This window comes from Methylobacterium phyllostachyos, assembly GCF_900103445.1.
Lineage (GTDB): Bacteria > Pseudomonadota > Alphaproteobacteria > Rhizobiales > Beijerinckiaceae > Methylobacterium > Methylobacterium phyllostachyos.
Window position 1 is genome coordinate 281,272 of record NZ_FNHS01000006.1, and the last position, 26,190, is coordinate 307,461.

The 26,190-nt window shown below is 67.6% G+C and carries 23 protein-coding genes; 18 read left to right on the forward strand and 5 right to left on the reverse strand.

What is annotated here, in order from left to right; all coding sequences use genetic code 11:
- Positions 1 to 5 precede the first annotated feature (5 nt).
- The gene (locus BLQ49_RS11970) at positions 6 to 569 is read right to left on the reverse strand and encodes a TetR/AcrR family transcriptional regulator (protein WP_091716079.1); all 564 of its coding nucleotides are present in this window, start codon (positions 567 to 569) and stop codon (positions 6 to 8) included.
- Between the two features lie 99 nt (positions 570 to 668).
- Between BLQ49_RS11970 and BLQ49_RS11975 the strand changes: the two genes are divergently transcribed.
- The 5 genes from BLQ49_RS11975 (at position 669) to BLQ49_RS11995 (ending at position 7,523) form a co-directional block, all read left to right on the forward strand.
- Positions 669 to 1,769, forward strand: coding sequence for an efflux RND transporter periplasmic adaptor subunit (locus BLQ49_RS11975; protein ID WP_091716212.1), 1,101 nt, complete (start codon positions 669 to 671; stop codon positions 1,767 to 1,769).
- Complete coding sequence (locus BLQ49_RS11980) at positions 1,766 to 2,860, forward strand: efflux RND transporter periplasmic adaptor subunit (protein ID WP_425283992.1); 1,095 nt, start codon at positions 1,766 to 1,768, stop codon at positions 2,858 to 2,860. Before BLQ49_RS11975 ends, BLQ49_RS11980 begins: the two co-directional genes overlap by 4 nt.
- Before the next feature lie 21 nt (positions 2,861 to 2,881).
- Positions 2,882 to 5,944 carry an efflux RND transporter permease subunit gene (locus BLQ49_RS11985; protein ID WP_091716081.1) on the forward strand — a complete coding sequence of 1,021 codons (3,063 nt, stop codon included), beginning with the start codon at positions 2,882 to 2,884 and terminating at the stop codon, positions 5,942 to 5,944.
- A gap of 312 nt (positions 5,945 to 6,256) precedes the next feature.
- On the forward strand, positions 6,257 to 7,204 hold the full coding sequence (locus BLQ49_RS11990; protein ID WP_091716082.1) for a helix-turn-helix domain-containing protein: 948 nt from the start codon (positions 6,257 to 6,259) through the stop codon (positions 7,202 to 7,204).
- Positions 7,205 to 7,301: 97 nt separating this feature from the next.
- A complete protein-coding gene (locus BLQ49_RS11995; RefSeq protein WP_091716084.1) occupies positions 7,302 to 7,523 on the forward strand; it encodes a hypothetical protein in 222 nt (73 codons plus the stop codon).
- A gap of 6 nt (positions 7,524 to 7,529) precedes the next feature.
- Here the strand turns inward: BLQ49_RS11995 and BLQ49_RS12000 are convergent, their stop codons facing one another.
- Complete coding sequence (locus tag BLQ49_RS12000) at positions 7,530 to 7,907, reverse strand: 4a-hydroxytetrahydrobiopterin dehydratase (protein ID WP_091716085.1); 378 nt, start codon at positions 7,905 to 7,907, stop codon at positions 7,530 to 7,532.
- A 188-nt stretch (positions 7,908 to 8,095) separates the two neighbouring features.
- Here BLQ49_RS12000 and BLQ49_RS12005 point away from each other — a divergent pair, with 188 nt between their 5' ends.
- The 3 genes from BLQ49_RS12005 to BLQ49_RS12015 are packed head-to-tail and all read left to right on the forward strand — an operon-like array spanning position 8,096 to position 10,583.
- Positions 8,096 to 9,079, forward strand: coding sequence for an ABC transporter substrate-binding protein (locus tag BLQ49_RS12005; RefSeq protein WP_091716087.1), 984 nt, complete (start codon positions 8,096 to 8,098; stop codon positions 9,077 to 9,079).
- A gap of 51 nt (positions 9,080 to 9,130) precedes the next feature.
- Positions 9,131 to 9,868, forward strand: coding sequence for an ABC transporter permease (locus BLQ49_RS12010; RefSeq protein WP_091716089.1), 738 nt, complete (start codon positions 9,131 to 9,133; stop codon positions 9,866 to 9,868).
- A complete protein-coding gene (locus tag BLQ49_RS12015; protein WP_091716091.1) occupies positions 9,849 to 10,583 on the forward strand; it encodes an ABC transporter ATP-binding protein in 735 nt (244 codons plus the stop codon). Before BLQ49_RS12010 ends, BLQ49_RS12015 begins: the two co-directional genes overlap by 20 nt.
- Before the next feature lie 9 nt (positions 10,584 to 10,592).
- On the opposite strand, the gene BLQ49_RS12020 is transcribed toward BLQ49_RS12015, so the two are convergent.
- Both BLQ49_RS12020 and BLQ49_RS12025 read right to left on the reverse strand, forming a co-directional pair.
- Entirely contained in the window at positions 10,593 to 12,548 is a 1,956-nt protein-coding gene (locus BLQ49_RS12020) for a hypothetical protein (RefSeq protein WP_091716093.1), read from the reverse strand.
- Between the two features lie 156 nt (positions 12,549 to 12,704).
- On the reverse strand, positions 12,705 to 13,031 hold the full coding sequence (locus BLQ49_RS12025) for a HesB/IscA family protein (protein WP_091716094.1): 327 nt from the start codon (positions 13,029 to 13,031) through the stop codon (positions 12,705 to 12,707).
- 153 nt (positions 13,032 to 13,184) lie between these two features.
- Between BLQ49_RS12025 and BLQ49_RS12030 the strand changes: the two genes are divergently transcribed.
- The 7 genes from BLQ49_RS12030 to tatC all read left to right on the forward strand — a co-directional run bounded on the left by BLQ49_RS12030 (position 13,185) and on the right by tatC (position 21,351).
- Positions 13,185 to 14,432: a deoxyguanosinetriphosphate triphosphohydrolase gene (locus BLQ49_RS12030; protein WP_091716096.1), complete on the forward strand. Its 1,248-nt coding sequence runs from the start codon at positions 13,185 to 13,187 to the stop codon at positions 14,430 to 14,432.
- A gap of 619 nt (positions 14,433 to 15,051) precedes the next feature.
- Complete coding sequence (gene argS, locus BLQ49_RS12035; RefSeq protein WP_091716097.1) at positions 15,052 to 16,803, forward strand: arginine--tRNA ligase; 1,752 nt, start codon at positions 15,052 to 15,054, stop codon at positions 16,801 to 16,803.
- A gap of 41 nt (positions 16,804 to 16,844) precedes the next feature.
- On the forward strand, positions 16,845 to 18,209 hold the full coding sequence (locus BLQ49_RS12040; protein ID WP_091716099.1) for an SPOR domain-containing protein: 1,365 nt from the start codon (positions 16,845 to 16,847) through the stop codon (positions 18,207 to 18,209).
- Between the two features lie 280 nt (positions 18,210 to 18,489).
- Complete coding sequence (gene nagZ, locus BLQ49_RS12045) at positions 18,490 to 19,494, forward strand: beta-N-acetylhexosaminidase (protein ID WP_091716100.1); 1,005 nt, start codon at positions 18,490 to 18,492, stop codon at positions 19,492 to 19,494.
- Positions 19,495 to 19,628: 134 nt separating this feature from the next.
- Positions 19,629 to 19,901: a twin-arginine translocase TatA/TatE family subunit gene (locus BLQ49_RS12050; RefSeq protein ID WP_091716102.1), complete on the forward strand. Its 273-nt coding sequence runs from the start codon at positions 19,629 to 19,631 to the stop codon at positions 19,899 to 19,901.
- 101 nt (positions 19,902 to 20,002) lie between these two features.
- Positions 20,003 to 20,554, forward strand: a complete 552-nt coding sequence (tatB, locus tag BLQ49_RS12055) for a Sec-independent protein translocase protein TatB (protein ID WP_091716103.1) — start codon at positions 20,003 to 20,005, stop codon at positions 20,552 to 20,554.
- On the forward strand, positions 20,551 to 21,351 hold the full coding sequence (gene tatC, locus BLQ49_RS12060; protein WP_091716105.1) for a twin-arginine translocase subunit TatC: 801 nt from the start codon (positions 20,551 to 20,553) through the stop codon (positions 21,349 to 21,351). The genes tatB and tatC overlap by 4 nt, the downstream gene beginning before the upstream one ends.
- A gap of 159 nt (positions 21,352 to 21,510) precedes the next feature.
- Here the strand turns inward: tatC and tyrS are convergent, their stop codons facing one another.
- Complete coding sequence (gene tyrS, locus BLQ49_RS12065; RefSeq protein ID WP_091716107.1) at positions 21,511 to 22,782, reverse strand: tyrosine--tRNA ligase; 1,272 nt, start codon at positions 22,780 to 22,782, stop codon at positions 21,511 to 21,513.
- 123 nt (positions 22,783 to 22,905) lie between these two features.
- Here tyrS and BLQ49_RS12070 point away from each other — a divergent pair, with 123 nt between their 5' ends.
- From BLQ49_RS12070 to aroC, 3 genes are all read left to right on the forward strand, one after another.
- Positions 22,906 to 24,039: an anhydro-N-acetylmuramic acid kinase gene (locus BLQ49_RS12070; RefSeq protein WP_091716108.1), complete on the forward strand. Its 1,134-nt coding sequence runs from the start codon at positions 22,906 to 22,908 to the stop codon at positions 24,037 to 24,039.
- On the forward strand, positions 24,036 to 24,659 hold the full coding sequence (locus BLQ49_RS12075; protein WP_091716110.1) for a DUF3578 domain-containing protein: 624 nt from the start codon (positions 24,036 to 24,038) through the stop codon (positions 24,657 to 24,659). Before BLQ49_RS12070 ends, BLQ49_RS12075 begins: the two co-directional genes overlap by 4 nt.
- A gap of 418 nt (positions 24,660 to 25,077) precedes the next feature.
- A complete protein-coding gene (gene aroC, locus BLQ49_RS12080; protein ID WP_091716112.1) occupies positions 25,078 to 26,178 on the forward strand; it encodes a chorismate synthase in 1,101 nt (366 codons plus the stop codon).
- Positions 26,179 to 26,190 lie beyond the last annotated feature (12 nt).

Consider the following 26,190-nt stretch of genomic DNA (forward strand, 5'->3'; position numbering starts at 1 on the left):
ACCACTCAGGCGTCCGACCGGCCGGCAATGCGCTCAAGTGCGGCGAGCATCGGCTGTAGCTCCGCTTGCCCCATTTGGTGGAAGCCCAGCGCCCGCCCGATGAACAGCCCCAGGATCGCGAAGAACAGCACGGACCCCTCACCCGGGCAGGCGCCGTGGATCTGGTTGAGGCGACCGAGCTGATCCGCCACGAAGGCGTGATAATCCTTCAGCGCCTCCGGCGAATCGAGAGAGGCGAGCAGCAGCGCGCGGGACGATTCATCCTTGGCGCGATAATGCGCCCGCACATGCGCGACCATCGCCTTCGGGAGCTGTGACGGACCCGGTGGAATCGCGGCCTCGCAGGCGGCGATTTCCTCCCGGACCCGAGCGAATTCACGGGTGACCAGCGCGGCGATCAGCGCATCCTTGGAGGCGTAATGGTGCAGGACGCCGCCCTTGCTCAGCCCCGCCTCGGCCGCGACGGCGTCGATGGTCAACGCCCGCGCACCGCCCTTCAGAAGGACACTGGCCGCCGCTTCGAGGATGATCTCGGGTCGGTCAGCCAGTCGCTTGCGCTTGCCCTGCATTTTTCACCTGCATTTAAAAACCGACTGGACGGTATGTAACGACTCGGTTAGGAACCCGCCACACGGTTTTCACGAGCCCGGCCCGGGTTGGTCGTCCGCATGACACTCTCCATCGATTGCGCCGCCATCCGGCTTCTCCTTGCGATAAGCGCGTTCGGCGCCGTCGGGTCCGCCTACGCGGAGCCTGCGGCCACCGACGATCAGACGCTGGCACGGGTCAGGATCGTCACGGCCCGCCAAACGCCGATCGCCTCCGAGGCGGTCCTGACCGGAGACATCCAGGCTCAGGCGCAGGTCAACGTGGCGTTCCGCACGAATGGGAAGGTCGCCCAGCGGCGAGTCGAGGTCGGCGACCATGTCGAAGCCGATCAGGTGCTGGCCGTGCTGGAGCCCCTGACCCAGCAGGCGAACCTCGATAACGCCAAGGCGGCCCTCGCCTCGGCCGAGGCGTTGCTGACCCAAGCAAAGGTGTCGTTCGAGCGGCAGAAGCAGCTCCTGGCCGGCGGCTTCACCACGCGCTCGACCTACGACAACGCCGAGCAGGAGTTGCGCACCACCCAGGCCTCGGTCGATTCGGCGCGGGCAGCCCTCGGCACCGCGCAGGAGCAGTTCTCGTACACGGAGCTGCGCGCCGGTGTCGCCGGGATCGTGACCAGCCGCAGCTTCGAGGTCGGTCAGGTGGTCCAGTCGGGCCAGACCGTCCTGGTCCTCGCGCAGGACGGGCCGCGGGACGCGGTGTTCAACGTCTACGAATCACTCCTGGCCCATCCGCCGACCGGCGGCACGATCGCGGTGGCGCTGCAATCCGATCCGAAGGTGACGACGACCGGGACGGTGCGCGAGGTTTCGCCGACCGTCGATGCCGCGAGCGGGACGGTCCGGGTCAAGATCGGCCTCCAGACGACGCCGGCCGCCATGGGGCTCGGCGCCGTCGTGGTCGGCCGCGGGCGGTTCGCCCCACGGGACTCGGTCGTGCTGCCCTGGTCGGCGCTCTACCGCTACGACGGAAATCCTTCCGTGTGGATCTTCGACCCGGCCACGCGAAAAGTCTCGGTCCGCGCCGTCGAGATCGACCATTTCGGGCCCGACATCATCGCGCTGAAGCGCGGTGTCGAGCCGGGCGAGCGCGTGGTGGTGGCCGGCATCCAGTTCCTGCGGCCGGGCCAGACAGTGGCCGCCGCCGAAATCGCAGGCCAATGATGCGCGCGCGTATCCTCCTCCTCGTCGGGGCTTTCGCCTTCCTGGGCGGCTGCACCGACCACGGCGACAAGGCCGAGACACAGGCTCCCATCCGGCCCGTCCTGACCCAGGTCGCCGAGCCGAGCGACACAATCACCCTCGGGCCCTTCGCGGGGACGATCGAACCGCGCTACCAGGCCCAGCTCGGCTTCCAGATTCCCGGCCGGATGGTGGCGCGCGACGTGACGGTCGGCGACCTCGTCAAGAAGGGGCAGCGCCTGGCCGCCCTCGACACCATCGTCACCCGCTTCGACCTGACCCGCGCCGAGGCCGACCTTGCCGATGCCCGCGCCCAGGCCGAGAACGCGGAGGCCGCCGAGGCGCGCACGCGCCGTCTGATGACCGGAAACAGCGTCTCGCAGGCCACCCTGGATCAGGCGGTCGCCCGGCGTGACACCGCGCGGGCCCGGGTCGATCAGGCGATGGCGAGCCTGCAGAAGGCCCGCGACCAGATGGGTTACACCGAGCTCAAGGCCGAGTTCGACGGCGTCGTCACGCAGCGCCTCGCGGAGGTTGGGCAGGTTCTCAGTGCCGGCCAGGGCGTGGTCACGGTTGCCCGGCCGGATGTGCGCGAGGCCGTGGTCGACATTCCGGAAGCCTATGTCGGTGCCCTGCCGCCGGATTGCCGCTTCACCGTCGCGCTCCAGAGCGCACCGGAGCTGACCACGACCGGCCGGGTGCGCGAGATCGCCCCCCTCGCCGAAGCGGGCACGCGCTCGAAGCGGATCCGCATCGCGCTGGACGACCCCGGCCCCGCCTTCAGGCTGGGCGCGACCATCGATGTGGCGCTGGCCAACAAGGTCCGCCGCCGCTTCCTGCTGCCGCCCTCGGCGCTGCTAGAGGAGGGCGACCGCCGCTCGGTCTGGGTGGTCGCGCCGGACGGCAAGTCGGTGACGCGGCGCGACGTGACGGTGGCGGAGGACCGCGACCGTGCAGATCAGGGCCGCATCGCCGTCATCGACGGTCTGCAGGCCGGCGACCGGGTCGTGGTCGCCGGCGTCCACTCGCTCAAGGACGGCCAGCCGGTGCGGCTGACGGACGACGCCGTCTGAGTCGGCGGCACGGGGGTTCGCGTGAAAAGCTTCAATCTCTCCGATTGGGCGCTCGGGCACCGCTCGTTCGTCTGGTTTCTGATGTTCGTCGCGCTCATCGCGGGCGTGATGGCCTATGGCCGCCTCGGCCGGGAGGAGGATCCGCCCTTCACCATCAAGACCATGGTGGTGCAGACCAATTGGCCGGGCGCGACCATCAAGGAGACCCTCGATCAGGTCACCGACCGGGTCGAGAAGGAGTTGCAGCAGCTCAACGGGCTCGATTACGTCCGCAGCTACACGACGCCGGGCTCGTCTACCGTGTTCGTGCAATTCCGCGATACGCTCAAGAAGGACGAGATCCAGCCGGCCTTCTATCAGGTTCGCAAGCGGCTTGGTGACATCAAGGGGCAATTCCCCGAGGGCGTGCAGGGGCCGTTCTTCAATGACGAATTCGGTGACGTCTACGGCAACATCTACGCCTTCACGGCCGACGGGCTGACGTACCGGCAATTGCGCGACTACGTCGAGGGCGTGCGCACCGAAGTGCTGCGCGTGCCCGATATCGGCAAGACCCAGCTGATCGGCACCCAGGCTGAGACGATCTTCCTCGATTTCTCGACCCGCAAGCTTGCCGGTTACGGCATCGACTTCTCGGCGCTCATCAAGGCGCTCCAAGCGCAGAACGCCGTCTCGGCGTCCGGCGTAGTCCAGGCTGGGCCCGAGCGCGTCTCGCTGCGGGTCAGCGGCTCCTTCGCGTCGGAGGCCGCCCTTCAGGATTTCAATCTGCGGGTGAACGACCGCTTCTTCCGCCTCGCCGACATCGCCGACATCAGCCGCGGCTACGAGGATCCGCCTTCTGCCCTGTTCCGGGTGGACGGCAAGCCGGCGATCGGGCTCGCCATCGCGATGCGACCCGGCGCCAACCTGCTGCATTTCGGCGAGGCGCTGAAGGAGCGGATGCGGCTGATCGAGGCGAAGCTTCCGGTCGGTGTCGGTGTCCACCTCGTGTCGGATCAGCCCAAGCAGGTTGAGCACGCAGTCGGCGGCTTCACCGAGGCGCTGATCGAGGCGATCGTGATCGTGCTGGGGGTGAGCTTCGTCAGCCTCGGCGTGCGGGCCGGTCTCGTGGTCTCCGTGTCGATCCCCCTCGTTTTGGCGATCGTCTTCGTCGTCATGCAGATCATGGACGTGACGCTGCAGCGCATCTCGCTCGGCGCGCTCATCATCGCGCTAGGCCTTCTGGTCGACGATGCCATGATTACCGTCGAGATGATGGTGGCGCGGCTGGAGCAGGGCGACACGCTCCGGAAGGCCGCGACCTTCGCCTACACCTCCACGGCCTTCCCGATGCTGACCGGCACGCTCGTCACGGTGGCGGGCTTCCTGCCGATCGGCTTCAACGGCTCGGGTGCGGGCGAATACACCTACTCGCTGTTCGTGGTGCTGGCCGCGTCGCTGCTGGTCTCGTGGGTGGTCGCGGTGCTGTTCGCGCCGCTCATCGGCGTGACGCTCCTTCCCAAGACCATGAAGCACCACAGCGAGAAGGACGGCCTGTTCACCCGGTTGTTCACGGCGGCCTTGCGGATCGCGATGCGCTGGCACTGGACGACGGTCGTGGTCAGCCTCGCCGTGATGGCGGCCGCCATCGTCGGCATGGGACACGTGCAGCAGCAGTTCTTCCCGTCCTCCGACCGCACCGAGCTGCTGGTCGATCTGACCCTCCCGCAGAACGCGACGATCGCCGAGACTCGGGCGCAGATGGATCGGTTCGAGGCGAAGCTGAAGGACGATGCCGACGTGATGAGCTGGTCGTCCTATGTCGGGCAGGGGGCCGTGCGCTTCTACCTGCCCCTCGACCAGCAATTGTCCAACGCCTTCTTCGGGCAGATCGTGATCGTCACGAAATCGCTCGAGGTCCGCGACCGCGTGATGACGCGCCTTCAGGATATGGCGCGGCGCGACTTCGTCGGCACCGACGTGCTGGTGCAACCCCTCAGCCTCGGGCCGCCCGTGGGACGACCGGTCCAGTACCGGCTTAGCGGCCCCAACATGGAGAAGGTGCGTCACCTCGCCCTGGACCTCGCCAACGTGGTGGCCACCGACAAGCGCCTCGACGTGCCGACCTTCGACTGGAACGAACCCGGCAAGGTCCTGCGGATCGAGATCCTGCAGGACAAAGCGCGCCAGCTCGGCGTGTCGAGCCAGGACGTCGCCGGCATCCTCAACGGCATCGAGGGCGGGCAATCGATCACGCAGGTGCGCGATTCGATCTACCTCGTGAACGTCATCGGCCGGGCGCGGGCCGCCGAGCGGTCCTCGCTCGATACGCTGCAATCGCTGCAGGTCGGGCTCTCCAACGGATCGGTGGTGCCGCTCCTCGCCTTCGCGCGGATCGGCTACGACCTCGAACAGCCGATCGTGTGGCGCCGCGACAGGCTGCCCACCGTGACGGTGCGCGCCACGATCCACGGATCGACGCAGCCCGCCACCATCGTGACCGCGCTGCACCCGGGTATCGACGCCTTCGTCAGGGCGCTGCCCGAGGGCTACGTCCTGCAGACCGGCGGCGCCGTCGAGGAATCCGCTAAGGGGCAGGGGCCAATCGCGGCGGTCGTGCCGGTGATGCTGCTCACGATGGCGCTGCTGTTGATGGTCCAGCTCCAGAGTGTCGGGCGCATGATGCTCGTCTTCACCGTGGCGCCCCTCGGGCTGATCGGCGTGGTGCCGGCGCTGCTGCTCTTCGATAAGCCGATGGGCTTCGTCGCCATCCTCGGCATCCTCGCGCTGATCGGCATCATCATCCGCAACGCCGTGATCTTGGTCAGCCAGATCGAAGAGTTCCGGGCGGAGGGCATGGCCCCGTGGGACGCCGTGTTCGACGCCACCCATCACCGGATGCGTCCGATCCTGCTGACGGCCGCTGCGGCAAGCCTTGGCCTCATCCCGATCGCCCGCGAGGTGTTCTGGGGGCCGATGGCCTACGCCATGATCGGCGGCATCCTGGCCGCCACCGTCCTGACGCTGCTGTTCCTGCCCGCCCTGTATGTCGGCTGCTACCGGATTCGGCCGAATGCCGGCGGCACGGGTACGCACACAGTCTGACTGTTCCATCCTAGCAGTAATGCTCAAGCTGAGCTGGCCGCCAGTGGCTGGCTCTGCCCCGCGACAATATCGATGAATAGTTGGACGCTTTGGGACCCGTTTTAATATTGTGCAAATTCAGACAATCGCGCACCTAGCCGGTACATCGTATCATTTCACACGCACGCGCCGGTGCGACTGTTGAGTATTGACAATTATCGTTTGTTAAACTTATTGGCTTCCCCTGAAATCGCTACAATCAGAAATTGCATCGGCCATTGGCGCCGCTCTATCCGGCGGCGGAATGGCTCGGCATCTCCGCGGTGGATTTCGATGCAGCCCATCTTCACGACGGAAGGCCTTCACCCGCGAAACCGCTTCAGCCGCTGGCGCGACACGGTGATCGCGCGGGGCTTGCCCATGACGCTCACCGATTGCGCTGAAAAGCCCTTCGAGGCGCGGATCGAGGCTGCCGAGATCGGACCGCTCGCCATCACACGCTACGCGCAGAATGCAGTGAGGGGCGAAACGACGCATGAGATGAGCCGGCGCTTCGGAAACGACGGCATCCTTCTTGTGGCTTTGCCGCTGGCAGGGACCATCAGCAGCGTTCAGAACGACCGCTCCACCGTCTGCCATCCGGGTAGCCTTCTGGTTTTGGACGGCCGTCCAGCGGTGAGCGAAAGCAGCATGGGCTGTCGCGTCCTTTGCCTGGAAGTTCCGCGCGAACGCCTGGAGCGCGTTCTGGGCCCCGCTTCGCTCTTCACGTCTCTGGAGATCGGCGCCGACCTACCGTCCAGCGTTCTTGCCAGCACCTTCCTGAGGGACTTGGTCGAAGTGCATCCTCAGCTGGAGTCAGACGGCGTCGATCGAATGGCGTCGATCGCCGTAGATCTGATCGTGGCCAGCATCGCCGAGCGCATCGCCCGGGATGTCCCGCAGCCCATGAACGCGACGCTTCTCCTGCAACGGGCCAAGGCCTTCATCGCCGCTAACCTGCATGATCACGCGCTCGATCCGCGCCATCTCGCGGTTGCGATGGGCGTTTCGCTCCGGCGTCTTCAAGAGGTATTTCACGAAGCCGGCCAGCACATCGCCGAGTACATCTGGCGGCTTCGTCTGGACCTGGCGGCCAAGCGGCTGGCCGACCCGGCCTGTGCGCATCTTGCCGTCGGCCTGCTGGCCTACGGCTGCGGCTTCGTCAGCCAAGCGCACTTTTCGAGGCGCTTCAAGGATCACTTCGGCGTGACGCCGCGGGAGTACCGTTTCGCGGCCGCCTAAGCAGCGCGTCCGCCGCCATGGCCGCCACCGGGCGCTTCCGGAAACCCAGGGCGCCCTTCGAGCGTAGGAAGGAACCGAGAAGCCGAGGTTCCTCCGCATGAATGCCTTTATCGCCGTCGTCCTGGTCTGCGCCAACGGCATTGCCCAGGACGCCTGCACGGACGACCAGGCCCTCGAGGTCCGAAAGGTCCGCGTCGCCAACGAACTCGGCTGCGCCACCGGCTGGCAGGAGATCGTCGCCCGCACCGAGCGGCGCGACGAGATCGGCAAGAGCGCTTACCTCAAGACCGAGTGTCGCCGCGTGAAGGAGCCGCAGTGATGGCGGCTACTTGTCGTACTTGATGTAGGCGAAGCGCGGATCGGTCGGCGTGCCTTCGAGCCCATGGCCCTCCAGGCCGGGCTGCCAGGACACGACCTCCTCGATCTTCTTCGCCAGGGCGAAATCCTTGTCGGTGATGCCCTTGGCGGCATGGTTCATCAGTCGGACCTCGACCCAGGCATAGGAGGCCGTCAGGTCGGGGTGGTGCCAAGCCGCCTCGGCGAGGTGACCCACCGTGTTGATCACCATGAGCGTGCTCTTCCAGCCCGACGTCTTGTAGGTCCGGCGAATCCACCCGTCCTCGAGACGCCATGCGGGCAGTTCGTCCTTGAGCCGCGCCTCAACGGTCGCCTCGTCCAACGCACCTTCACGGGGTTCGCTCATGGCCCTTCAACGCTCCCAAACGGTTGTGCGGCCCAGGGTGCCGCCGCATCGCGTGCGGCGCAAGCGCAGCCGGCGCTGTGGACGCCAAGCCACGCCAGCCCTATGACCATTTTCCAATGGTGCTGGGACAAGTCCGCACCCCAGTCTACCCCTGCTGAAGACTGCACAAAACAATGGGAGAAGGCGTGATGCTGTCACGGCGCGCGATGCTCGCCGGGAGCTTGCTCGGCACCCTCGGGCTGCGGGCGGCACGGGCCGATGCGCCGGTGATCCGCCTCGGGAGCCTCCCCTTCGGCACCTCCACCTGGGAAGCCGCGGTGATCAAGGCTCGCGGCCTCGACGCGGCCAACGGCTTTCAGCTCGACGCCGTCAAGCTCGCCGGGAACGACGCGGCGCGGATCAGCTTCATCGGCGGGCAGGTGGATACGATCGTCGGCGACCTCCTCTGGGCCGCCCGCCTCGGCAATGACGGGCAAGCGGTTCGCTTCATCCCGTATTCCACTTCGGAGGGCTCCGTGATGGTGCCGGCCGACAGTCCGATCAAGAGTTTGAAGGACCTCGCCGGCAAGCGCCTCGGCGTGGCCGGTGGGCCCCTCGACAAGAGTTGGCTGCTCCTCCGGGCGCAGGCCAAAGATGTCGCCGGGATCGATCTGGAGCGCGAGGCCGAGATCGCCTACGGCGCCCCCCCGCTCATAACGCTGAAGCTGGAGCAGGGGGCTCTGGACGCCGCGCTGACCTACTGGACCTATGGCGCGCGCCTGCAAGCCAAAAATTTCCGGCGGCTGATCAGTGTCGAGGACATCATGCACGCCCTCGGTGTCCCGGGGGACGTGGCGCTGATCGGCTACCTCTTCCAGGACACCACGGTGAAGGAGAAGCCGGAGGCCGTGGCGGGTTTCGCCCGGGCCTCCCGTGCCGCCAAGGATATGCTCGCCCAGGATCCCTCGACTTGGCAGATCGTGCGGCCCCTGATGGCCGCGGAGGACGAGGCCACCTTCGAGGCGTTGAAGCACGATTTCCTCGCCGGGATTCCGCGCCGGCCCGTGGCAGAGGAGCGGGCCGATGCGGAGACGCTTTATGCTGTGATGGCGCGGCTCGGCGGATCGCGCCTCGTCGGGAAGGGCTCGAATCTGCCCCCCGACCTCTACTATGACAGCAGCCGCAATGGCTGAGGTGTCCGCCCGCCATCAGGACATGACGCGTTTCCGGATCATCGGGACCGCATGGGCGCGCTGATCCGGCTCGCGTCCCTCCTGGTGCTGATCGGCGCGTGGCAGACCGCCGCGCTCGAGGCGCATTCGCGTCTGTTGCCGACACCTCTGGCGGTGATGAGCTTCATCGCGCAGGAGGCTGCGCGGGGCGATCTCGCACACAATATCGGTATCACGCTCCTGCGGGTGGCGATCTCGTTCGCGATCGCGATGGTTCTTGGAATCGTCCTGGGCGTGGCCCTCGGCCGCTCGAAGGCAACCGACCTCACCCTGGACACGCCTCTCCTCGTCCTCCTCAACACGCCGGCCCTGGTCATCACCGTGCTGGCCTATGTCTGGGTCGGGCTGACCGAGACGGCTGCCATCCTGGCGGTGGTGCTCAACAAGCTGCCCAACGTCGCGGTGATCGTGCGGGAGGGCGCCCGGAACCTCGATCCCGGCCTCGACGAGATGGCCCGAGCCTACCGGCTCGACTACCGAACCTGGGTTCAGGATGTGCTGATCCCGCAACTGCAGCCCTACGTTGTCACTGCGGCGCGCTCGGGCCTCTCGCTCGCCTGGAAGATCGTTCTGGTGGTGGAGCTGCTCGGACGGCCAGATGGTGTCGGGTTCGCGATCAACTACTACTTCGTTCAGAGCACCGACGTAGCCGCGATCATCGGGTACAGCCTCGTTTTCATGGCGGTGATGATCGGTATCGATGTCCTCCTGCTCCAGCGGCTCGAAGCCCATGTCCGCCGCTGGCGCTGAATCTGTCTTGCATGTCGCGATCGATTCGAAGTGGTATCGGCCGCGCGGCGGCGAGCCGGTGGAGGCGGTGCGCGATCTCGCCTTCAGCATCCGAGCCGGCGAGATCGTATGCCTGATCGGTCCATCGGGCGCCGGCAAGACCACGACGCTGCGGATCCTGTTGGGGCTCGATACGGCGTTCGAGGGTCGCGTCGCCGGCGCGGAGCAGGCGGGGATCGTGTTCCAGGAGCCGCGGCTTCTGCCGTGGCGCAGCGTCGAGCACAATGTCCGCCTCGGACTGCCGCGCGAACGCCGGGGTCGCGACCTCGATGGCTTGTTCGGGCGGCTCGGGCTTATGGCGTGGCGCGGCAGCTACCCAAAAGCGCTCTCGCTCGGGATGCAGCGGCGCGTGGCCCTCGCGCGGGCGCTCGCCGACGCTCCCCGGGTCCTGGTGCTCGATGAGCCCTTCGTCTCCCTCGACGATACCGCGGCCGCAGAGTTGCGCAGCCTCGTGGTCGACACGGTCGACCAGACCGACATGAGCGTCCTGATGGTCACGCACAACGTCGCCGAGGCGATCGAAATCGCGGACCGCCTGCTCCTCGTCTCACGCCGGCCGGCGAGCCTGATCGCCGATGTCCCCCTCGCTCGGCCGCGCCGGACCCGCGATCGGGCCTGGGCGGAGGCAACCCGGTCGGCGCTCGCAGCCGATTATCCGGACATCATCGCGCTCTGAGGACGCGTCTCAGTTCGCCTTCGCGTCTACATCCAGCCGGTCGAGCACGAGCGCCGGCGAACGCGCCGCACCGAGGTCGAAGAAGCCGATCCCGGCGGGATCCTTCGCTTTGGCGTGCAATTCCAGAGTTCCGGGCTTCATCACGAACTGTCCCATGGCCGCGCCGATCCCTTTGGCAGCCGCGCCATTGCCGAGAATGATCGGGATGCCGAGCAAGCTGGCGGTCACGTATTCCTTGCGCAGCTCCTCCGGCTTGAGGCTCAGATCCTTCGATTGCGCTGCCAGGAACCGCTCGAACAGACCGGCATTCTCGACTGTCACGTCGAGGCTCTTGGCGCTGCCCGAGAACATCAGCAGGGTTGCCGCCGGCAGGGTGCCGGACAGCAATTCGGGACCGATGCCGCCGAGGGTCCCCGAGAGACGAACTGTCCCGATATCCCGACCCGAGATCATCAACTCCTTCACGGAGAGATCGCGCGCCTTCTGGTCCACAGCGGCGTCGGCCACGACGTCGAGGTTGAGGTCGCGATATCCGTAGGCGGGCAGCGCGCCGACGATCGGCTGGCCGGCCACCAATCCCGCGGGCAGGCTGAGACCCGACAGGGTCAGACGGCTGCTGCTCGGCACGCCGTCGCTGAGGGGGCCGAAGCTGAGCATCGCCTCGCGCAGGGCAATCCGCTGCGCCGGGCGCGGCGCCACCGTCACCGCCAAGGGACCGCCGGATGTTGAAGCGGCGGACTTGGGCTCGACGGGCTTGGGATCGGCGGGCTTTAGATCGGCGGGCTTGCCGCCGTTCGCTCGGCTCGCCTCAGAGTTCCGGCCAGGAATCCGTCCGTCCCGAGGGGGCAGACGCTCCGGTGCGGCCTCCGGCGGTAGTTCGATAGAGAGATCGTTCAGGGTAAGCTGACCGATCTGCGGCGTGAGACGGCGCATCTCGGCATCGGACAGTCCGGCACTGGCGGCAGGTTCCGCGGCGATCGCCTTCAAAGCTTCGACCGTGGGCGCCAGCGTGGTTCCGAGCAGCGTCAGGCGGCCGATCTGTGTCCGTAGAGCGCCCCGCGACAGCGAGAGATCCTCAAGCCGCGTGCCCGCCTCCGGACCCGAGGACGCGTAGGCGACCCGGCGGATCTCGAACAGGAATGGTCCCTTCGGGTCGGCATCGCTGACGCTTAGACCCAGCATCTCCAAGTTCCCGAGCGACGTCGCCTCAATGAGATCCGCAGCCGCGGCCGCAAAGGCACGCCGGTCGTTCCCCTCTTGGAAGCCTGCAGCCACGATAGCGAAGGCGCCGTTCCAGCCGTCGGGAATCTGCCGTCCGCCGAGGTCGCGCCCGTTCAAGCTTGCGATCTTGACGGTAGTTCCGCGCGCGTCCGCGTAAGTGACATCCGAGACCTGGATCGTACCGTAGACCTTCTGAACCGGCCCCTTTCCGTCTCCAGGCACCGTGTAAAGGCGGCTCAGCGCCGCGAGGTCGAGATCCGTCGCCCGCACCTGCCCGTAGGTCCCAGAGCCGCGGTTCGACCCCGAGACCGCGCTGACGGTCGCTCCGGCCGCGGTCAGTTCACCGACGCGGCCGGCTCGGACGTCCCGTGCGACCACGTCGCGGTAGGTCACAGTCTGGTGGTTATCCCCCGGGCCGGAACTCTCGGAGGTCAGAACGGGAACCGTCAGGCTGCCGGCATCGAGCCGCGCCAGCCGCTCGCTCCACGGCACGGCCGAGTCCGGCCTGAGGATAGCGACGAGATCATCCTTCGAAAGCCGGGTGCCGCTGGCCGTCAGCTTCGGCGCCTTGAGGAGCGCGCCGCCTAGGGGCAGGACCACATCGGTAACCGTCACATCCTGGACGGCAACGGCACCCTCCTGCGCCGCTAGCGACGCGGGAGCGATTGCCAGACCCAGGAGCGCCAGCGCGCAGGTCGCCGCCAAGGCCGACCGGAGGCGGAATCGAGCCTTCGGATCAATCATGACAGGGTCCAGGCCAGAGCGTTCACACGAATCCCGTACGGGTGCCGCGTTTTGCCGGGGGAAGCAATCACGCGCGCCGGCTCGGCTCCCTGAGGCCCGAGATGTGTCGCACGGGGGCAACGGCCCCCCGGGCGTCCCTATCCGATAGGAGCGTTGCTAGAGTGAGAAGGACGTTCCGCAACCGCAGGATGCCGTGGCGAGTGGATTCTCGATCTTGAACGATTGGCCTATCAGGTCGTTCACGAAGTCAATGGTCGACCCATCCATGTATTCCAGAGAGACCGGATCGACGACCACTGTGGCGCCGTTACGCTCGATCGCGATGTCCTGCGCCTCGCGGCTCCGGACGATATCGAAGGCGTATGAGAAACCCGAGCAGCCGCCGCCGTTGACGCTGATCCGCAGCGACGAGCCGGCGGGCTCGGCGACCATGATCTCGTTGATGCGCTTGGCGGCGCGGTCGGTGAGGGTGATTTCAGCCATCTGTCTCTGGCCACGCATTCGTTCGGTGGACGCCGCTGCCGGCCCGTTGCCCTGAGCGCCTTCACCGACAAGATATGGATCCTGAGCCTGCGCCGCAACGCGTCGGACGGGGAGAGGCCATGACCAGATTGCGCGAGACAGTGGGCGGTTGCCGTGCGGGCTAACGGCGAGCGGTGGCGTGCGCCCTACGCCACGGACCCGGCCCGGACCCGCGGTCGCCTGATTTCGGAGGCCGGTTCCCCCACGCGAAGCGACTTCCAGCGTGACCGGGACCGGATCATCCACTCCACGGCCTTCCGGCGTTTGAAGCACAAGACCCAGGTCTTCGTGCATCACGAGGGCGACCATTACCGGACCCGGCTAACGCACACCCTTGAGGTCAGCCAGATCGGCAGGGCTCTGGCGCGCGCTCTTGGGCTCGACGAGGATCTGGCGGAGGCGTTGGCGCTCAGCCACGACCTCGGCCACACCTGTTTCGGCCATACGGGCGAGGACGCCCTCGACGCCTGCATGTCCGCCTATGGGGGGTTCGACCACAACGCGCAGGCCCTGCGGATCGTGACACGCCTGGAGCGGCGCTATGCCGGGTTCGATGGTCTGAACCTCGCCTGGGAGACGCTGGAGGGTCTCGTCAAGCATAACGGCCCGCTGATCGACGCGGATGGCCGGCCGACGCCGCGCTACGCCGAGCGCGGCATCCCGGCGGCGATCCTCGAATACGATGCGCTCAACCCCCTCGATCTCTGGAGCCAGGCCGGCCCCGAGGCGCAGGCCGCGTCTCTCGCCGACGACATCGCCTACGCAGCCCACGACCTGGATGACGGCCTCCGCGCCGGCCTCTTCGAGATTCCTGAGCTGCGGGCGGTTCCGTTCCTCGCCGGCCTCCTGGACGAGATCGACGGGCTGCATCCGGGCCTCGAGCCGTCACGCAAGATTCACGAGCTGGCCCGACGCGTAATCACCCGATTCGTCGAGGATGTGATCCGCGAGGGGGGGCGCCGCATCGCCACTCTCAACCCGCGAAGCGTCGAGGACATCCGGCGGTCCAACGAGCCGGTGATCGCGTTCTCGCCGGAGGTCGCCGCCGCGGATGCCGACATCATGCGGTTCCTGTGGCAGCGCATGTACCGACACCCGGGCGTGGTGGCGGTGCGCCGGAAGGCCGACACCATTGTCCGCGATCTGTTCACGGCCTTCACCACCGACCCATCGCGGATGCCGGAGGAGTGGAGCACCGGGCTTAACGGAGCCCCGGAGGCGCGGATCGCCCGCAGGGTTGCCGACTACATCGCCGGCATGACCGACACCTACGCGGCGCTGGCCCATCGTAAGATCTACGAAACGACGCCGGACCTGCACTGGGACTTGCCCAGCCGAGGATTGCCGCTGACAGATCCTTGATGCACGGCAAAGCATTCAGCGGAACTGGATCGAAACGGGCGGACAACATGGGTCCCGTCGACGTCCCGACCTCATCGACGAAATGCGTGCGGTTTGCCCGGGCCAGCGGACCGTGAGGGCCGGGTTTTGCAGAGCGGGCATCCCGTCGAATTCCGTGCCGACCGCCTGGAAAGAGCTGACCCTGACGAAGGCCTAAAGCCATGCGCGGAGGCGGCTGCGGCCACCCCTGTCGGCAGGCCCCAGCTATACCCGTAGCCGGCCGGATGACGGTAGCCTCAGCGCCTCAATCCGCGCACTACAGCGTCTGGTGCAACCGGAGGAGGGTCAAAGCCTGCAGCGCGCAATCGGCAGGATCTTGATCAAACTTTCCGGGATCTGGCGTTTTCACAGACCGCAGCGATGGCAGCCGTTGCTCGCTGGGAGAACGACCAAGTCCAGCCGAGTTGGTCCTCGGCGCCCGGAACATCGTGCGGCCCCGCCGGCAACCGGCCGCGAACTGCTGCCGAACCGAGCCGCCCTTCGGTGCCGTGACAGCCTTCCGCCCCCTTGCTAGACGGCCGTTGCGGACGCAGGCCGGACGGGTCGGGCGATACCACCTCCGCAAGCGAGACCGAGACCGATGAATATATTCGCCCTGTTCGAGGCCCGCGTGCGCGAGGCCCTGGAGGCGCTCACGCGCGCCGGACAGCTGCCCGAGGGCCTCGATCTCGGGCGCGTGGTCGTCGAGCCGCCGCGCGATTCGACGCACGGCGACCTCGCGACCAATGCCGCCCTGGTTCTCGCGAAGGAGGCGCGGACGAACCCGAAGGTCCTCGGCGAGGCGCTTGCGGCCGAACTGCGGAGCGATCCGCGCGTGGTCGAGGTAAGCGTTGCGGGGCCGGGCTTCATCAATCTGCGCCTCGCGCCCGAGATTTTTCAGAGCGTCCTGCGCAGTGCCCTATCGGCGCCGGAGGCGTTCGGACGGGCGCAGATGCCGGGTGGGCCGATCAATGTCGAGTACGTCTCGGCCAACCCGACCGGGCCGATGCATGTCGGTCATGGGCGGGGCGCCGTTTTCGGCGATGCCCTTTGCAATCTCTTGGTCGCCGCCGGCCGGAAGGTGACGCGGGAGTACTACATCAACGATGCCGGGGCGCAGGTTGACGTACTGGCGCGCTCCGCCTTCCAGCGCTACCGCGAGGCCTTGGGCGAGCCCTTCGCTATCGGCGAGGGCCTGTATCCGGGCGATTACCTCAAGCCCGTAGGCGCCGAATTGGCGCGGAGCCATGGCCGCGCTCTCCTCGACCAGCCTGAGGCTGAGTGGCTGCCGGTGGTGCGCGAGATCGCCCTTGGCATGATGATGGACATGATCCGGGCCGACCTCGAAGCGATCGGCATCCGGCACGATGTGTTCTTCTCGGAGCGGACGCTCCAGCAGAGCGGTGCCGTCAAGGCACTCCTTCAGGAATTACGCGAGCGCGGGCTGGTCTACGAGGGGCGGCTGCCACCGCCCAAGGGTCAGCTCCCCGAGGATTGGGAGGATCGCGAGCAGACGCTGTTCCGGACCAAGGAGTTCGGCGACGACAGCGACCGGCCGTTGCTGAAGTCCGATGGGTCGTACACCTACTTCGCCTCCGACATCGCCTACCACAGAGCCAAGTACCTCGCGGGTGCCACCGAGCTCATCGACGTGCTCGGTGCCGACCATGGCGGCTACGTCAAGCGCATGCAGGCGGCCGTGAAGGCCGTCAGCGACGGCAAGGCGACGCTCGACGTCAAGCTCTGCCAGCTCGTGCGGCTGTTGCGCGCAGGCGAGCCGATTAAGATGTCCAAGCGGGCGGGTGAGTTCGTGACCCTGCGCGACGTCATCGATGAGGTCGGGCGAGACGCAATCCGCTTCATGATGCTCTACCGCAAGAACGACGCGACGCTGGATTTCGACCTCGCCAAAGTGGTCGAGCAATCGAAGGACAACCCGGTCTTCTACGTGCAGTACGCGCATGCCCGGGTGCGCTCGGTTCAGCGGCAGGCCCGGGAAGCGTTTCCCGACGCGGATCTCTCCGCGTCCGCTCTGCTGGCAGAAGCCGATTTCGACCTGCTCACGGATCCCGGCGAAACCGAGATGATGCGTCTCATCGCCCAGTACCCGCGGGTCATCGAATCGGCTGCCGCCGCCCATGAGCCGCACCGGATTGCCTTTCACCTCTACGAAATCGCCTCGGCACTCCATAGTTTCTGGAACAAGGGCAAAGACTTGCCGCAATTACGATTTGTTAATGCAGCTGACCGAAAGTCGACCTGGGCCCGGCTGGCGCTTGCCGAAGCTCTTCGGAGCACGCTCGCCGCGGGCCTCGCGGTGCTTGGTGTGACCGCGCCGGACGAGATGCGATAGGCCCCCAGGCCGATGACCGGCGCTGATGTGAGGATGCTGCCATGACGAACGCTTCGCGCGCTCAGGTCGATTTGGACGCCCTCGCGCGCGATCTCGACCACGACACCACGCGCGGGCCGGCCAAGGCCGATCCGCTTGCGGAGCTCGCCCGGATCGTCGGGCAGGACGACCCGTTCCGCGCCCTCCTGGCAGCCCGTGACCAGATGCGCGCCGCGATGCCGGTGCAGCCGCAGGCCGGCTGGAACGGCCGGGTCGAGCCGAGTTTCGCCCCCGAGCCGGTCAAGGCCACACCGGCCGACGCCTTCGATCAGTACCTCGCCTCGGTCGAGCAGGATACGCACCAGGACGCCCCCTACGCGCACACAGCTGACGCGGTCCAGGACGGCGCCGAGGGCGGGTACGGCGACGATCGCCCGCTCAAGCGTGTGAATCCGCGGCGGCGTCTGGTCTCGGTTGGTGCCGGCATCGCCGTGGTCGCGGTGGCCGTGACGGGGGCCCTGACCTACAAGGGGATGCACAGCTCCGGCCCAGGTGGCGTCCCGGTGGTGCAGGCCGATCCCACGCCCCTCAAGGTGGCGCCAAAGGTCGCCGACGGGGTCGAGATCCCCGATCAGAATCGGCAGATCTACGACCCGAAGGGCAAGAGGGACGGCCAGATCAAGATCGTGAACCGTGAGGAGCAGCCCGTCGACGTGGCCGAGGCGGCGCGTGCGGCGCAGGGTCCTGCAGCCCCCGGCACCAGCCAGGCCGGCACGACACCGGGCAACAGCCCGTTCGAGGCGTTTGGCGAGCCCCGGCGCGTTCGGACCGTCGCGGTGAAGCCCGAGACGCCACCCGCGCCTCCGGCGCGCGAAACGCAGGCCGATGCGGGCCCGTCCCCCATCCCGACAATGGTGCTCCCGGGGGACGAGCCAGCTGCGCCGCCGCCCACCCCGAAGGCGAAGGCGACCCGTCAGGCCGCCGCGAGCCTGCCGCCGGCGATGCCCGCGCCCGTGGAAGCTCCGCCGGCTCCGACACCGGTCGAGGCGCCGCCGCCGAAGCCCGTGGCCGTGAAGCCGCCGCCGAAAGCCGCCCAGCGCGTCGCCACCGCGGGCGCGGTGTCGATCCCCGACACGACCGCCAGCACGACGACGTCCGACGACGCGGCCCTCCGCAACGGTCCCGTCGGCGGCTTCGCGGTTCAGCTCGGCGTGCGCGGCTCGGCCGCGGAGGCCCGGGCCGCGCTGCATCAGATGCAGGGCAAGTTCAACCAGCTCGCTGGCAAGCCCGAGCTGATCCGGCAGGCGGAGGTCAACGGCAAGACCATCTTCCGCGTGCGGGTTGGACCGCTGGAGAAGGCCGAGGCTTCGAGCCTCTGCAGCGCTCTGCAGAGCGCCGGCGGTCAGTGCTTCGTCGCGAAGAACTGACGGAGTGACCCGTCTGCCGAGTGCGCAGACGGGGCGAATGAGGACGGGCACGACTGATCATCGGCCCATCGTCGCGCCGACGTGGTTCTTCCGGAGGGGCGCAAAACCTCCGGGTTTCGAGTCCCCGCAGCAACACCGGACGCCCCGTGCACTACGGGCTCTGCCCGTGCCGCCGATTCGTCTTGCCGGCTCCCCGTTCCCGCCCGACTTTGCACGCATCGATTCGGCCCGCCCGAGCATGCCGTCCCGCGCATCCCCCGAGTAGTCCCGAGACGTCCCGATGACCTCCCGTGCCCTGATCCTCGGCTGCGCCGGCAAGTCGCTTTCTGCTGAGGAGGCTGCCTTCTTCCGCGACGTGCGGCCCTGGGGCTTCATCCTGTTCAAGCGCAACATCGGTACACCCGACGAGGTGCGTGCGTTGACCGGCGCGCTGCGCGACTGTCTCAACTCGGGGACGGCGCCGATCCTGATTGACCAGGAGGGCGGCCGAGTTCAGCGGATGGGACCGCCACACTGGCCGGCCTATCCGCCGGGGGGTCGATACGGGCGCCTGAACGGCAGCGCGGAGACGATCGCGCGGCTCGGCGCGCGCCTGATGGCGCACGACCTCGCGGATGTCGGCATCAACGTCGATTGCGCTCCGGTCCTTGATGTCCCGGCCCCGGGCTCCCACGACATCATCGGAGATCGGGCCTACGCGACCAATCCAGTCTCGGTCGCCGGGATCGGCCGGGCGGTCGCCGAGGGGCTTATGGCCGGCGGGGTCCTGCCGGTGATGAAGCACATTCCAGGGCATGGCCGCGCCGCCTGCGACAGCCATCACGACCTGCCGGTGGTCGAGGCAAGCCGCGAGGCGCTGGCCGCGCAGGATTTCCGCCCCTTCCAAGCGCTCGCCGACCTGCCGATGGCGATGAGCGCCCACGTGGTCTTCACCGCGCTCGACCCCGAGCGTCCGGCGACGCAATCAGCCACGGTCATCCGGGAGGTGATCCGTGGCGCAATCGGATTCGACGGGCTGCTGATGACTGACGACCTGTCGATGCAGGCGCTGAGCGGCTCCTTCCGCGAGCGGGCAGAGCGCGCCTTCGCTGCAGGCATCGATATCGGGCTTCACTGCAACGGCGCGATGGACGAGATGGCGGCCGTAGCCGAAGCCGCACCGACCCTCGCGGGACGAGCCGCGGAGCGGGCCGCCGCCGCCCTGGCGCGGCTTGATCGTGCCGGCGACGACCTGGACGTTCCGGAAGCGCGGGCGCGGTTCGCGGCGGCCCTCGCGGCGGCCTGATCCGCGGCCTTCCACCGCCCCTGGCACCGCCCATGCTTGTGTTCGGGCTGCGCGATCCCTAGGTTCGCCCCGAATTCCTCAACCGGACGTGGCGTCCCGCTCCCGCTTCCTCGGGGCGCACGCAGGAGGTTGCCATGGGCAGCATGAGTATCTGGCACTGGGTTATCGTCGCCGTCATCGTCATGCTGCTCTTCGGGCGTGGCAAGGTCTCCGATCTGATGGGTGACGTCGCCAAGGGCATCAAAGCCTTCAAGAAGGGCATGGCCGAGGACGAGACGCCTCCGGTGAGCCAGACCGTGGCGCCCCCGAGCGAGCCCGTCCGCACCATTCCCCACGCTGCTGAGACCAGCCCCGGCACCGCCATCCCGGCGAGCCACATCCCCGGCGGTGAGCGCAAGCCGGTCTGAGCCGACAGTCCTGGGGACTGTCATGGCGCGTGCGCTGGTGTAGAGCCTGACGGGGCCGGGGTTTCGGTCCGGTTCCCAAGGGCAGCAGGACCGTCGACGACATGCTGGACATGAGTTGGGGCGAGGTGATGCTGATCGGCGGCGTCGCCCTCATCGTCATCGGACCGAAGGATCTGCCGAAGGCGCTGCGCACCGTCGGACAGATCACGTCGAAGCTGCGCCGCATGGCGGGCGAGTTTCAGATGCAGTTCAACGAAGCGATCCGCGAGGCCGAACTCGATGATGTTCGGCGTGAGGTCGATGGCATTCGCAACACCGTGCGCAGTGCCGGATCAACCTTCAACCCGGTCCAGACGATCCGCGACGAGCTGAAGGGTGCTGTTGAAGGTCGGAGTAAGGTTGGGCCCGAGAAGCTGGGCCCGCCGGCATCCGCTGGGGAGACCCGTTCCCTCGCCGACGCGACGGCGCAGCTGAAGGCCGAGCAGGAGGCTCTGCCCCCGATCCCCGCGCCTGAGGCACCTACGCCGCCGGCCGCAGCGGAAGTGCCGCTCCCGGTGCCGGGCTCCGTGGACGATCCGTTCGGCCCGCCGCCTGAACCACCTGTCCAGCACGACGGCTTGGTCGATACGAAGAACGGCGCCGCTGTCCAATGAACACCGACGCCGATGAGGCCGAGATCGAAGCCTCCCGGGCACCGCTGCTCGAGCATCTGATCGAACTCCGGGCGCGGTTGATCAAATCGCTCATCGCCTTCGTGGCGATGTTCTTTGCCTGCTTCTTCTTCTCTCGCGACATCTACAACGTGCTGGTCTACCCCTACACTTCGGTGGTGGGGGCGGAGAATGCCGAGCTGATCGCGACGCATTTTCTTGAACAGGTCTTCACCAACATCAAGCTCAGCGTGTTCGGTGCGGCGTTCCTGGCCTTCCCGGTGATCGCGACGCAGATCTACGCCTTCGTGGCGCCCGGCCTCTACCGCAATGAGCGCAAGGCGTTCCTGCCGTACCTCGTGGCAACGCCGATCTTCTTCCTGCTCGGGGCGCTGGTGGTGTTCTTCCTGGCGATGCCGCTGCTGATCAAGTTCTCGGTTTCGCTCCAGCAGGTGGGGGTTGCCGGAGAGCCGACCATCAAGCTGATGCCTAAGGTGGATGAGTACCTGTCGCTCATCATGACGCTGATCTTCGCCTTCGGCATCGCGTTTCAGCTTCCGGTGATCCTCACGCTGCTCGGCCAGATCGGGATCATCGACGCGGCCTTCCTGCGGGAGAAGCGGCGCTACGCGATCGTGCTGGTCTTCGTGGCCGCCGCGGTGCTGACCCCGCCCGACGTGATCTCGCAGCTCTCGTTGGCACTGCCGATGCTGCTTCTTTATGAGGCGTCCGTATTCTCGGTAGCCCGGGTCGAAAAGCTGCGTGCGGCGCGGCGGATCGACGAGGGGCTGGATGCCTAACGCGTGAGCATCAGTCGCGGGCGGTCAGCGAGACCCGGTGCGGTGAGGTCGTTCGCACCGACGCTGCAAGGCCGGCCGAGCCGGATCGGAACGGGGAGGCTCACGCGTACGTGAGCCTCCGGTCTGCCTGATGCGACGGCACCAGCCGAGCAGCGGCTGTCAGGCCACGCGCAGCAACACGTGCTTTTTCTTGCCGAAGGAGAGCTTGATGACGCCCTCCGTCGTCAGGTCGCCTTGGCCGAGCACGGCCTTCTCGTCCGTCACCGGCACATCGTTGACGCGCAGGCCGCCGCCCTTGATCTGGCGCCGCGCTTCGCTGGTCGAGGGAACCAGCTTGGCGATATCCGGCCCAAAGGCCGTCAACACGCCAAGCCCTGCTTCCAACGTCGCTGCCGGAACGGTGACGCTCGGCAGGTCGGCCGCGAGCGTCCCCTCCACGAAGGTCTTGCGCGCCGTCTCGGCCGCCGCCTCTGCGGCCTCGCGGCCGTGCATCAGGGCTGTCGCCTCCGTGGCCAACACCGTCTTGGCGGTATTGATCTCAGCCCCAGCCAGTGCCGCCAACCGGGCGATCTCGTCCATCGGTAGCAGGGTGAACAGCTTGAGGAAGCGGGCCACGTCCGCATCCTCGGTGTTCCGCCAGAACTGCCAGTAATCGTAGGGCTTCAGCATGTCCGGGTTGAGCCAGACGGCGCCCGCGGCGGTCTTGCCCATCTTGGCGCCCGACGAGGTGGTCAGGAGCGGGCAGGTCAGGGCGTAGAGCTGCGGCGTGCCCATGCGGCGGCCGAGATCGATGCCGTTGACGATGTTGCCCCACTGGTCCGACCCGCCCATCTGCATCACGCAGCCGTAGCGCCGGTTCAGCTCGACGAAGTCGTAGGACTGGAGGATCATGTAGTTGAACTCCAGGAACGAGAGTTCCTGGTCGCGTTCCAGGCGCAGGCGCACGCTGTCCATCGACAGCATGCGGTTCACCGAGAAATGGCGGCCTACATCGCGCAGCATCTCGATGTAGTTGAGCTTGGTCAGCCACTCGGCGTTGTCGACCATCACGGCGTCGTTCGTGCCCTCGCCGAAGCGCAGGAACCGGTCGAAGGTCTTGCGGATCTCGGCCTTGTTGGCGTCGATCTGCTCGACGGTGAGGATCTTGCGCGTCTCGTCGCGCCCGGACGGGTCGCCGACCCGCGTGGTGCCGCCGCCCATCAGCGCGATCGGCTTGGCACCGGTGGCCTGCAGCCAGTGCAGCATCATGATCGAGAGCAGATGCCCGACATGCAGCGAGGGCGCCGTGCAATCGTAGCCGACATAGGTGGTCAGCCGGCCTTCGAGGGCCGCCGCGTCGATCCCGGCGAGGTCGGAGGTCTGGTGGATATAGCCGCGCTCGGTCAGGATCCGGAGAAAATCCGATTTCGGCGCAAAGCTCTCGGCGGTCATGGATACAATCTCGGGTCGCGTGCTGGCGCGACAGGCCGATGGCCCGCATGCTAGCTCGCGCTGGGTTCAGGATACGGCGCGCTCTTAGCAGGGCGTTGGCCGAAAGGCACGGGGCGGAACGGCATGGCGATGATGCGCGCGATCGGGCTGATGAGCGGCACCTCGCTGGACGGCGTCGACATCGCGCTGATCGAGACCGACGGTGAGCGGGTGCACGTGGTCAAGGGCCACAACAATTTCCTGGAGCCGCTGGGGCCGACCGGATATCGCGGCTACGCGGACGACGAGAAGGCGCTGCTGCGTGCGGCCACGAAGGATGCGGAGTCCGTGCTTCATCCCGGCGATCGGCCCGGCCGCCTGCCGGAGGCGGAGGCCTTCGTCACGCAGGCCCATGCCGAAGCGGTGGAACGCTTTCTGGAAGAAAACGGCCTGAATGCCGCCGAGATCGACGTCATCGGCTTCCACGGGCAGACCGTGATCCATCGGCCAAACCAGCGCCTCTCGATCCAGATCGGCGACGGACAGGCGTTGGCAACGCGGCTCGGCATTCCGGTCGTTTCGGACTTGCGCCGGGCCGATATCGAGGCGGGCGGGCAGGGGGCGCCGCTGGTGCCGGTGTTCCACAAGGCGCTCGCCGAAGCGTCGGGCTTCGACGGGCCGTTCGGCATCCTCAATATCGGCGGGGTCGCCAACGCGACTTTGATCGACTCGAAGGGCGGCGTGATCGCCTTCGACACCGGCCCCGGCAACGCCCTGATCGATGAATGGATGCAGGAGCGCGAGGGCAAGAACCTCGACGATGGCGGCCGCACCGCCGCCCGGGGCCGGCCGGACGAGCAGCTGCTCGCGTGGCTGCTGACGCACCCGTTCTTCTTCCGAAAGCCGCCGAAATCGCTTGATCGGAACTGGTTCTCGCACAAGTTGGCGGGGCAGCTCTCGACGGAGGACGGCGCCGCGACGCTCACCACCTTCACGGCGCGCGCCGTGGCCCGCGCCCTGGACCACGCCCCCGAGATCCCGACGCGCTGGATCGTGGCCGGCGGCGGTGCCCGCAACGGCGAGTTGGTGCGGCTGCTGAACTACCATCTGCGCGCCGAGATCACGACGGCCGACGCGATCGGCTGGTCCTCGGCTTATCTGGAGGCGCAGGCCTTCGCCTACCTCGCGGTACGCTCCCTCAAGGGGCTGCCCATTACGTTCCCGTCGACGACCGGGGTTCGCGAGCCCATGACCGGCGGGGTTCTGGCGCGGCCGTGAGCCTCGGCTACGCGCTTCAGCGGATCATCGAGGAATACCCGCTCGCCCGGCTCGATCCGCCGGCCGGGCACCCGCTCGCCGCGGTGATCCGGAAGGGCGCGCCGGGTGAGCTGCGCGGCGCGCTGGCATCGATCGACGGGCCTTTCCTCGTGAAGGGCAGCCCGGGGCGCGGAGCCAAGTGGGCCGCCGTGCCGTGGATTGCGATCTTCGATCCTGCGATTACCACCAGCGCGACCCGAGGCTACTACCTCGTCTACCTCTTCCCGACGCACCGCGAGGCGGTACACCTGTCGCTGGCACAGGGGACGGTGGCGGCCATCCGCGAGCACGGAGCCGGCGCGGGCGATCATCTCCGGACGAGCGGGGCCATGCTCCGGGCACGCCTCACCGATTTCGCCGACCGGCTGCCAAATGACACCATCAGCCTCGGCACGGCGGGCGAGCTGCCGGAGGGCTACGAGGCGGCGCATATCCTGGGGCTCACCTACGATCGCGACGCGCTCGGCGATGAGCGGCGGCTGCGGGCCGATCTTGCGGTGGCTGTCACGGCCTACCGGGCGCTGAAGGCGCGGGGTGGCCTTACTGAGGAAGGTCGGTCCATGCCGGGGCCCGGCGGTTAGCGATGCGCAGCGCGACGTACGTCAACGCAATTGCGGGATCGATCTTCACGGTAGGCGGTTTGGCGCCGATCTTTGCAGTGCTCTACACATCCGGCCCACCGGGCCTTCCGGTGCCGCTCATCGTCGGATTGTCGGTAATTTGCTGGATCACAAGCGGCACCCTACATTACCCAGCATGGCGCTATCTGAGGGAGTTGCAAGGATGAGCCTCCTCGACGTCATCGCTCTGCTCAGCGTGCCGGTAGCCGCCCTCGTCCTGGGTTTGGGCGCTCTCCGTTACGCGCGTTGGGCGGATGGGCGCTGAGAGGCTGCCGAAGCGCGTGCAAATCGATCCCGCGGTTCGGGCTCAACCAGAAGCGTGAAGGAATCGGGCCGCCGGTTTGTGCCCCCGCCGCTCCCGCGCTAAGGCAGCCGGGCCATGTCGCACAACACCTTCGGCCACCTGTTCCGCGTCACGACCTTCGGCGAGAGCCACGGGGTCGCGCTGGGCTGCGTGGTCGATGGCTGCCCGCCCGGCCTGCCGCTGGAGGCGGAGGAGATCCAGGCGGAGCTCGACCGGCGCAAGCCCGGCCAGTCGCGCTTCACCACGCAGCGCCGCGAGCCCGATCAGGTGAAGATCCTGTCCGGCGTCTTCGCGGACGACCGCACCGATGGGCGCCAGTTCACCACCGGCACGCCGATCGCGCTGATGATCGAGAACACGGATCAGCGCTCGAAGGACTATTCCGAGATCCGCGACAGCTACCGGCCCGGCCACGCCGACTACACCTACGATGCCAAGTACGGCATCCGCGACTATCGCGGCGGTGGCCGCTCCTCCGCGCGCGAGACCGCCGCGCGCGTGGCCGCCGGCGCCGTGGCCCGCAAGGTCATCCCCGGGATCACTATCCGGGCGGCCCTGGTGCAGATGGGCCCGCACGCCATCGACCGGTCCCGCTGGGACTGGGCGGAAGTGGAGCGCAACCCGTTCTTCTGTCCCGATGCCGAGACGGCGACGTTCTACGAGAGCTACCTCGACGCGATCCGGAAGGACGGTTCGTCGGTGGGCGCCATCATCGAGGTGGTGGCCGAGGGCGTCCCGCCGGGCCTCGGCGCGCCGATCTACGGCAAGCTCGACGCGGATCTCGCCGCCGCCATGATGTCGATCAACGCCGTGAAGGGCGTCGAGATCGGCGACGGCTTTGCGGCGGCGGCCCTGCGCGGCGAGGACAACGCCGACGAGATGCGCGCCGGCAACGATGGGCGCCCCCGCTTCCTGGCCAATCACGCGGGTGGTATCCTCGGCGGCATCTCCAGCGGCGAGCCCGTGGTGGTGCGCTTCGCCGTGAAGCCGACCTCCTCGATCCTGACCCCGCGGCGCTCCGTCACCCGCGACGGCACCGAGGTGGACCTCGTCACCAAGGGCCGCCACGATCCCTGCGTCGGTATCCGCGCCGTGCCGGTGGCGGAGGCCATGATGGCGTGCGTGCTCGCCGATCACACCCTGCGCCATCGCGGACAGGTCGGGCAGCAGGCCTGATCCCGGTTGCGA

Excerpts from the sequence above, each read along its gene's own strand:
- BLQ49_RS11970 (WP_091716079.1), bottom strand. The coding sequence starts at position 569 with ATGCAGGGCAAGCGCAAGCGACTGGCTGACCGACCCGAGATCATCCTC.
- BLQ49_RS11975 (WP_091716212.1), top strand. The coding sequence starts at position 669 with ATGACACTCTCCATCGATTGCGCCGCCATCCGGCTTCTCCTTGCGATA.
- BLQ49_RS11980 (WP_425283992.1), top strand. The coding sequence starts at position 1,766 with ATGATGCGCGCGCGTATCCTCCTCCTCGTCGGGGCTTTCGCCTTCCTG.
- BLQ49_RS11990 (WP_091716082.1), top strand. The coding sequence starts at position 6,257 with ATGCAGCCCATCTTCACGACGGAAGGCCTTCACCCGCGAAACCGCTTC.
- BLQ49_RS11995 (WP_091716084.1), top strand. The coding sequence starts at position 7,302 with ATGAATGCCTTTATCGCCGTCGTCCTGGTCTGCGCCAACGGCATTGCC.
- BLQ49_RS12000 (WP_091716085.1), bottom strand. The coding sequence starts at position 7,907 with ATGAGCGAACCCCGTGAAGGTGCGTTGGACGAGGCGACCGTTGAGGCG.
- BLQ49_RS12005 (WP_091716087.1), top strand. The coding sequence starts at position 8,096 with ATGCTGTCACGGCGCGCGATGCTCGCCGGGAGCTTGCTCGGCACCCTC.
- BLQ49_RS12010 (WP_091716089.1), top strand. The coding sequence starts at position 9,131 with ATGGGCGCGCTGATCCGGCTCGCGTCCCTCCTGGTGCTGATCGGCGCG.
- BLQ49_RS12015 (WP_091716091.1), top strand. The coding sequence starts at position 9,849 with ATGTCCGCCGCTGGCGCTGAATCTGTCTTGCATGTCGCGATCGATTCG.
- BLQ49_RS12020 (WP_091716093.1), bottom strand. The coding sequence starts at position 12,548 with ATGATTGATCCGAAGGCTCGATTCCGCCTCCGGTCGGCCTTGGCGGCG.
- BLQ49_RS12025 (WP_091716094.1), bottom strand. The coding sequence starts at position 13,031 with ATGGCTGAAATCACCCTCACCGACCGCGCCGCCAAGCGCATCAACGAG.
- argS (WP_091716097.1), top strand. The coding sequence starts at position 15,052 with ATGAATATATTCGCCCTGTTCGAGGCCCGCGTGCGCGAGGCCCTGGAG.
- BLQ49_RS12040 (WP_091716099.1), top strand. The coding sequence starts at position 16,845 with ATGACGAACGCTTCGCGCGCTCAGGTCGATTTGGACGCCCTCGCGCGC.
- nagZ (WP_091716100.1), top strand. The coding sequence starts at position 18,490 with ATGACCTCCCGTGCCCTGATCCTCGGCTGCGCCGGCAAGTCGCTTTCT.
- BLQ49_RS12050 (WP_091716102.1), top strand. The coding sequence starts at position 19,629 with ATGGGCAGCATGAGTATCTGGCACTGGGTTATCGTCGCCGTCATCGTC.
- tatB (WP_091716103.1), top strand. The coding sequence starts at position 20,003 with ATGCTGGACATGAGTTGGGGCGAGGTGATGCTGATCGGCGGCGTCGCC.
- tatC (WP_091716105.1), top strand. The coding sequence starts at position 20,551 with ATGAACACCGACGCCGATGAGGCCGAGATCGAAGCCTCCCGGGCACCG.
- tyrS (WP_091716107.1), bottom strand. The coding sequence starts at position 22,782 with ATGACCGCCGAGAGCTTTGCGCCGAAATCGGATTTTCTCCGGATCCTG.
- BLQ49_RS12070 (WP_091716108.1), top strand. The coding sequence starts at position 22,906 with ATGGCGATGATGCGCGCGATCGGGCTGATGAGCGGCACCTCGCTGGAC.
- aroC (WP_091716112.1), top strand. The coding sequence starts at position 25,078 with ATGTCGCACAACACCTTCGGCCACCTGTTCCGCGTCACGACCTTCGGC.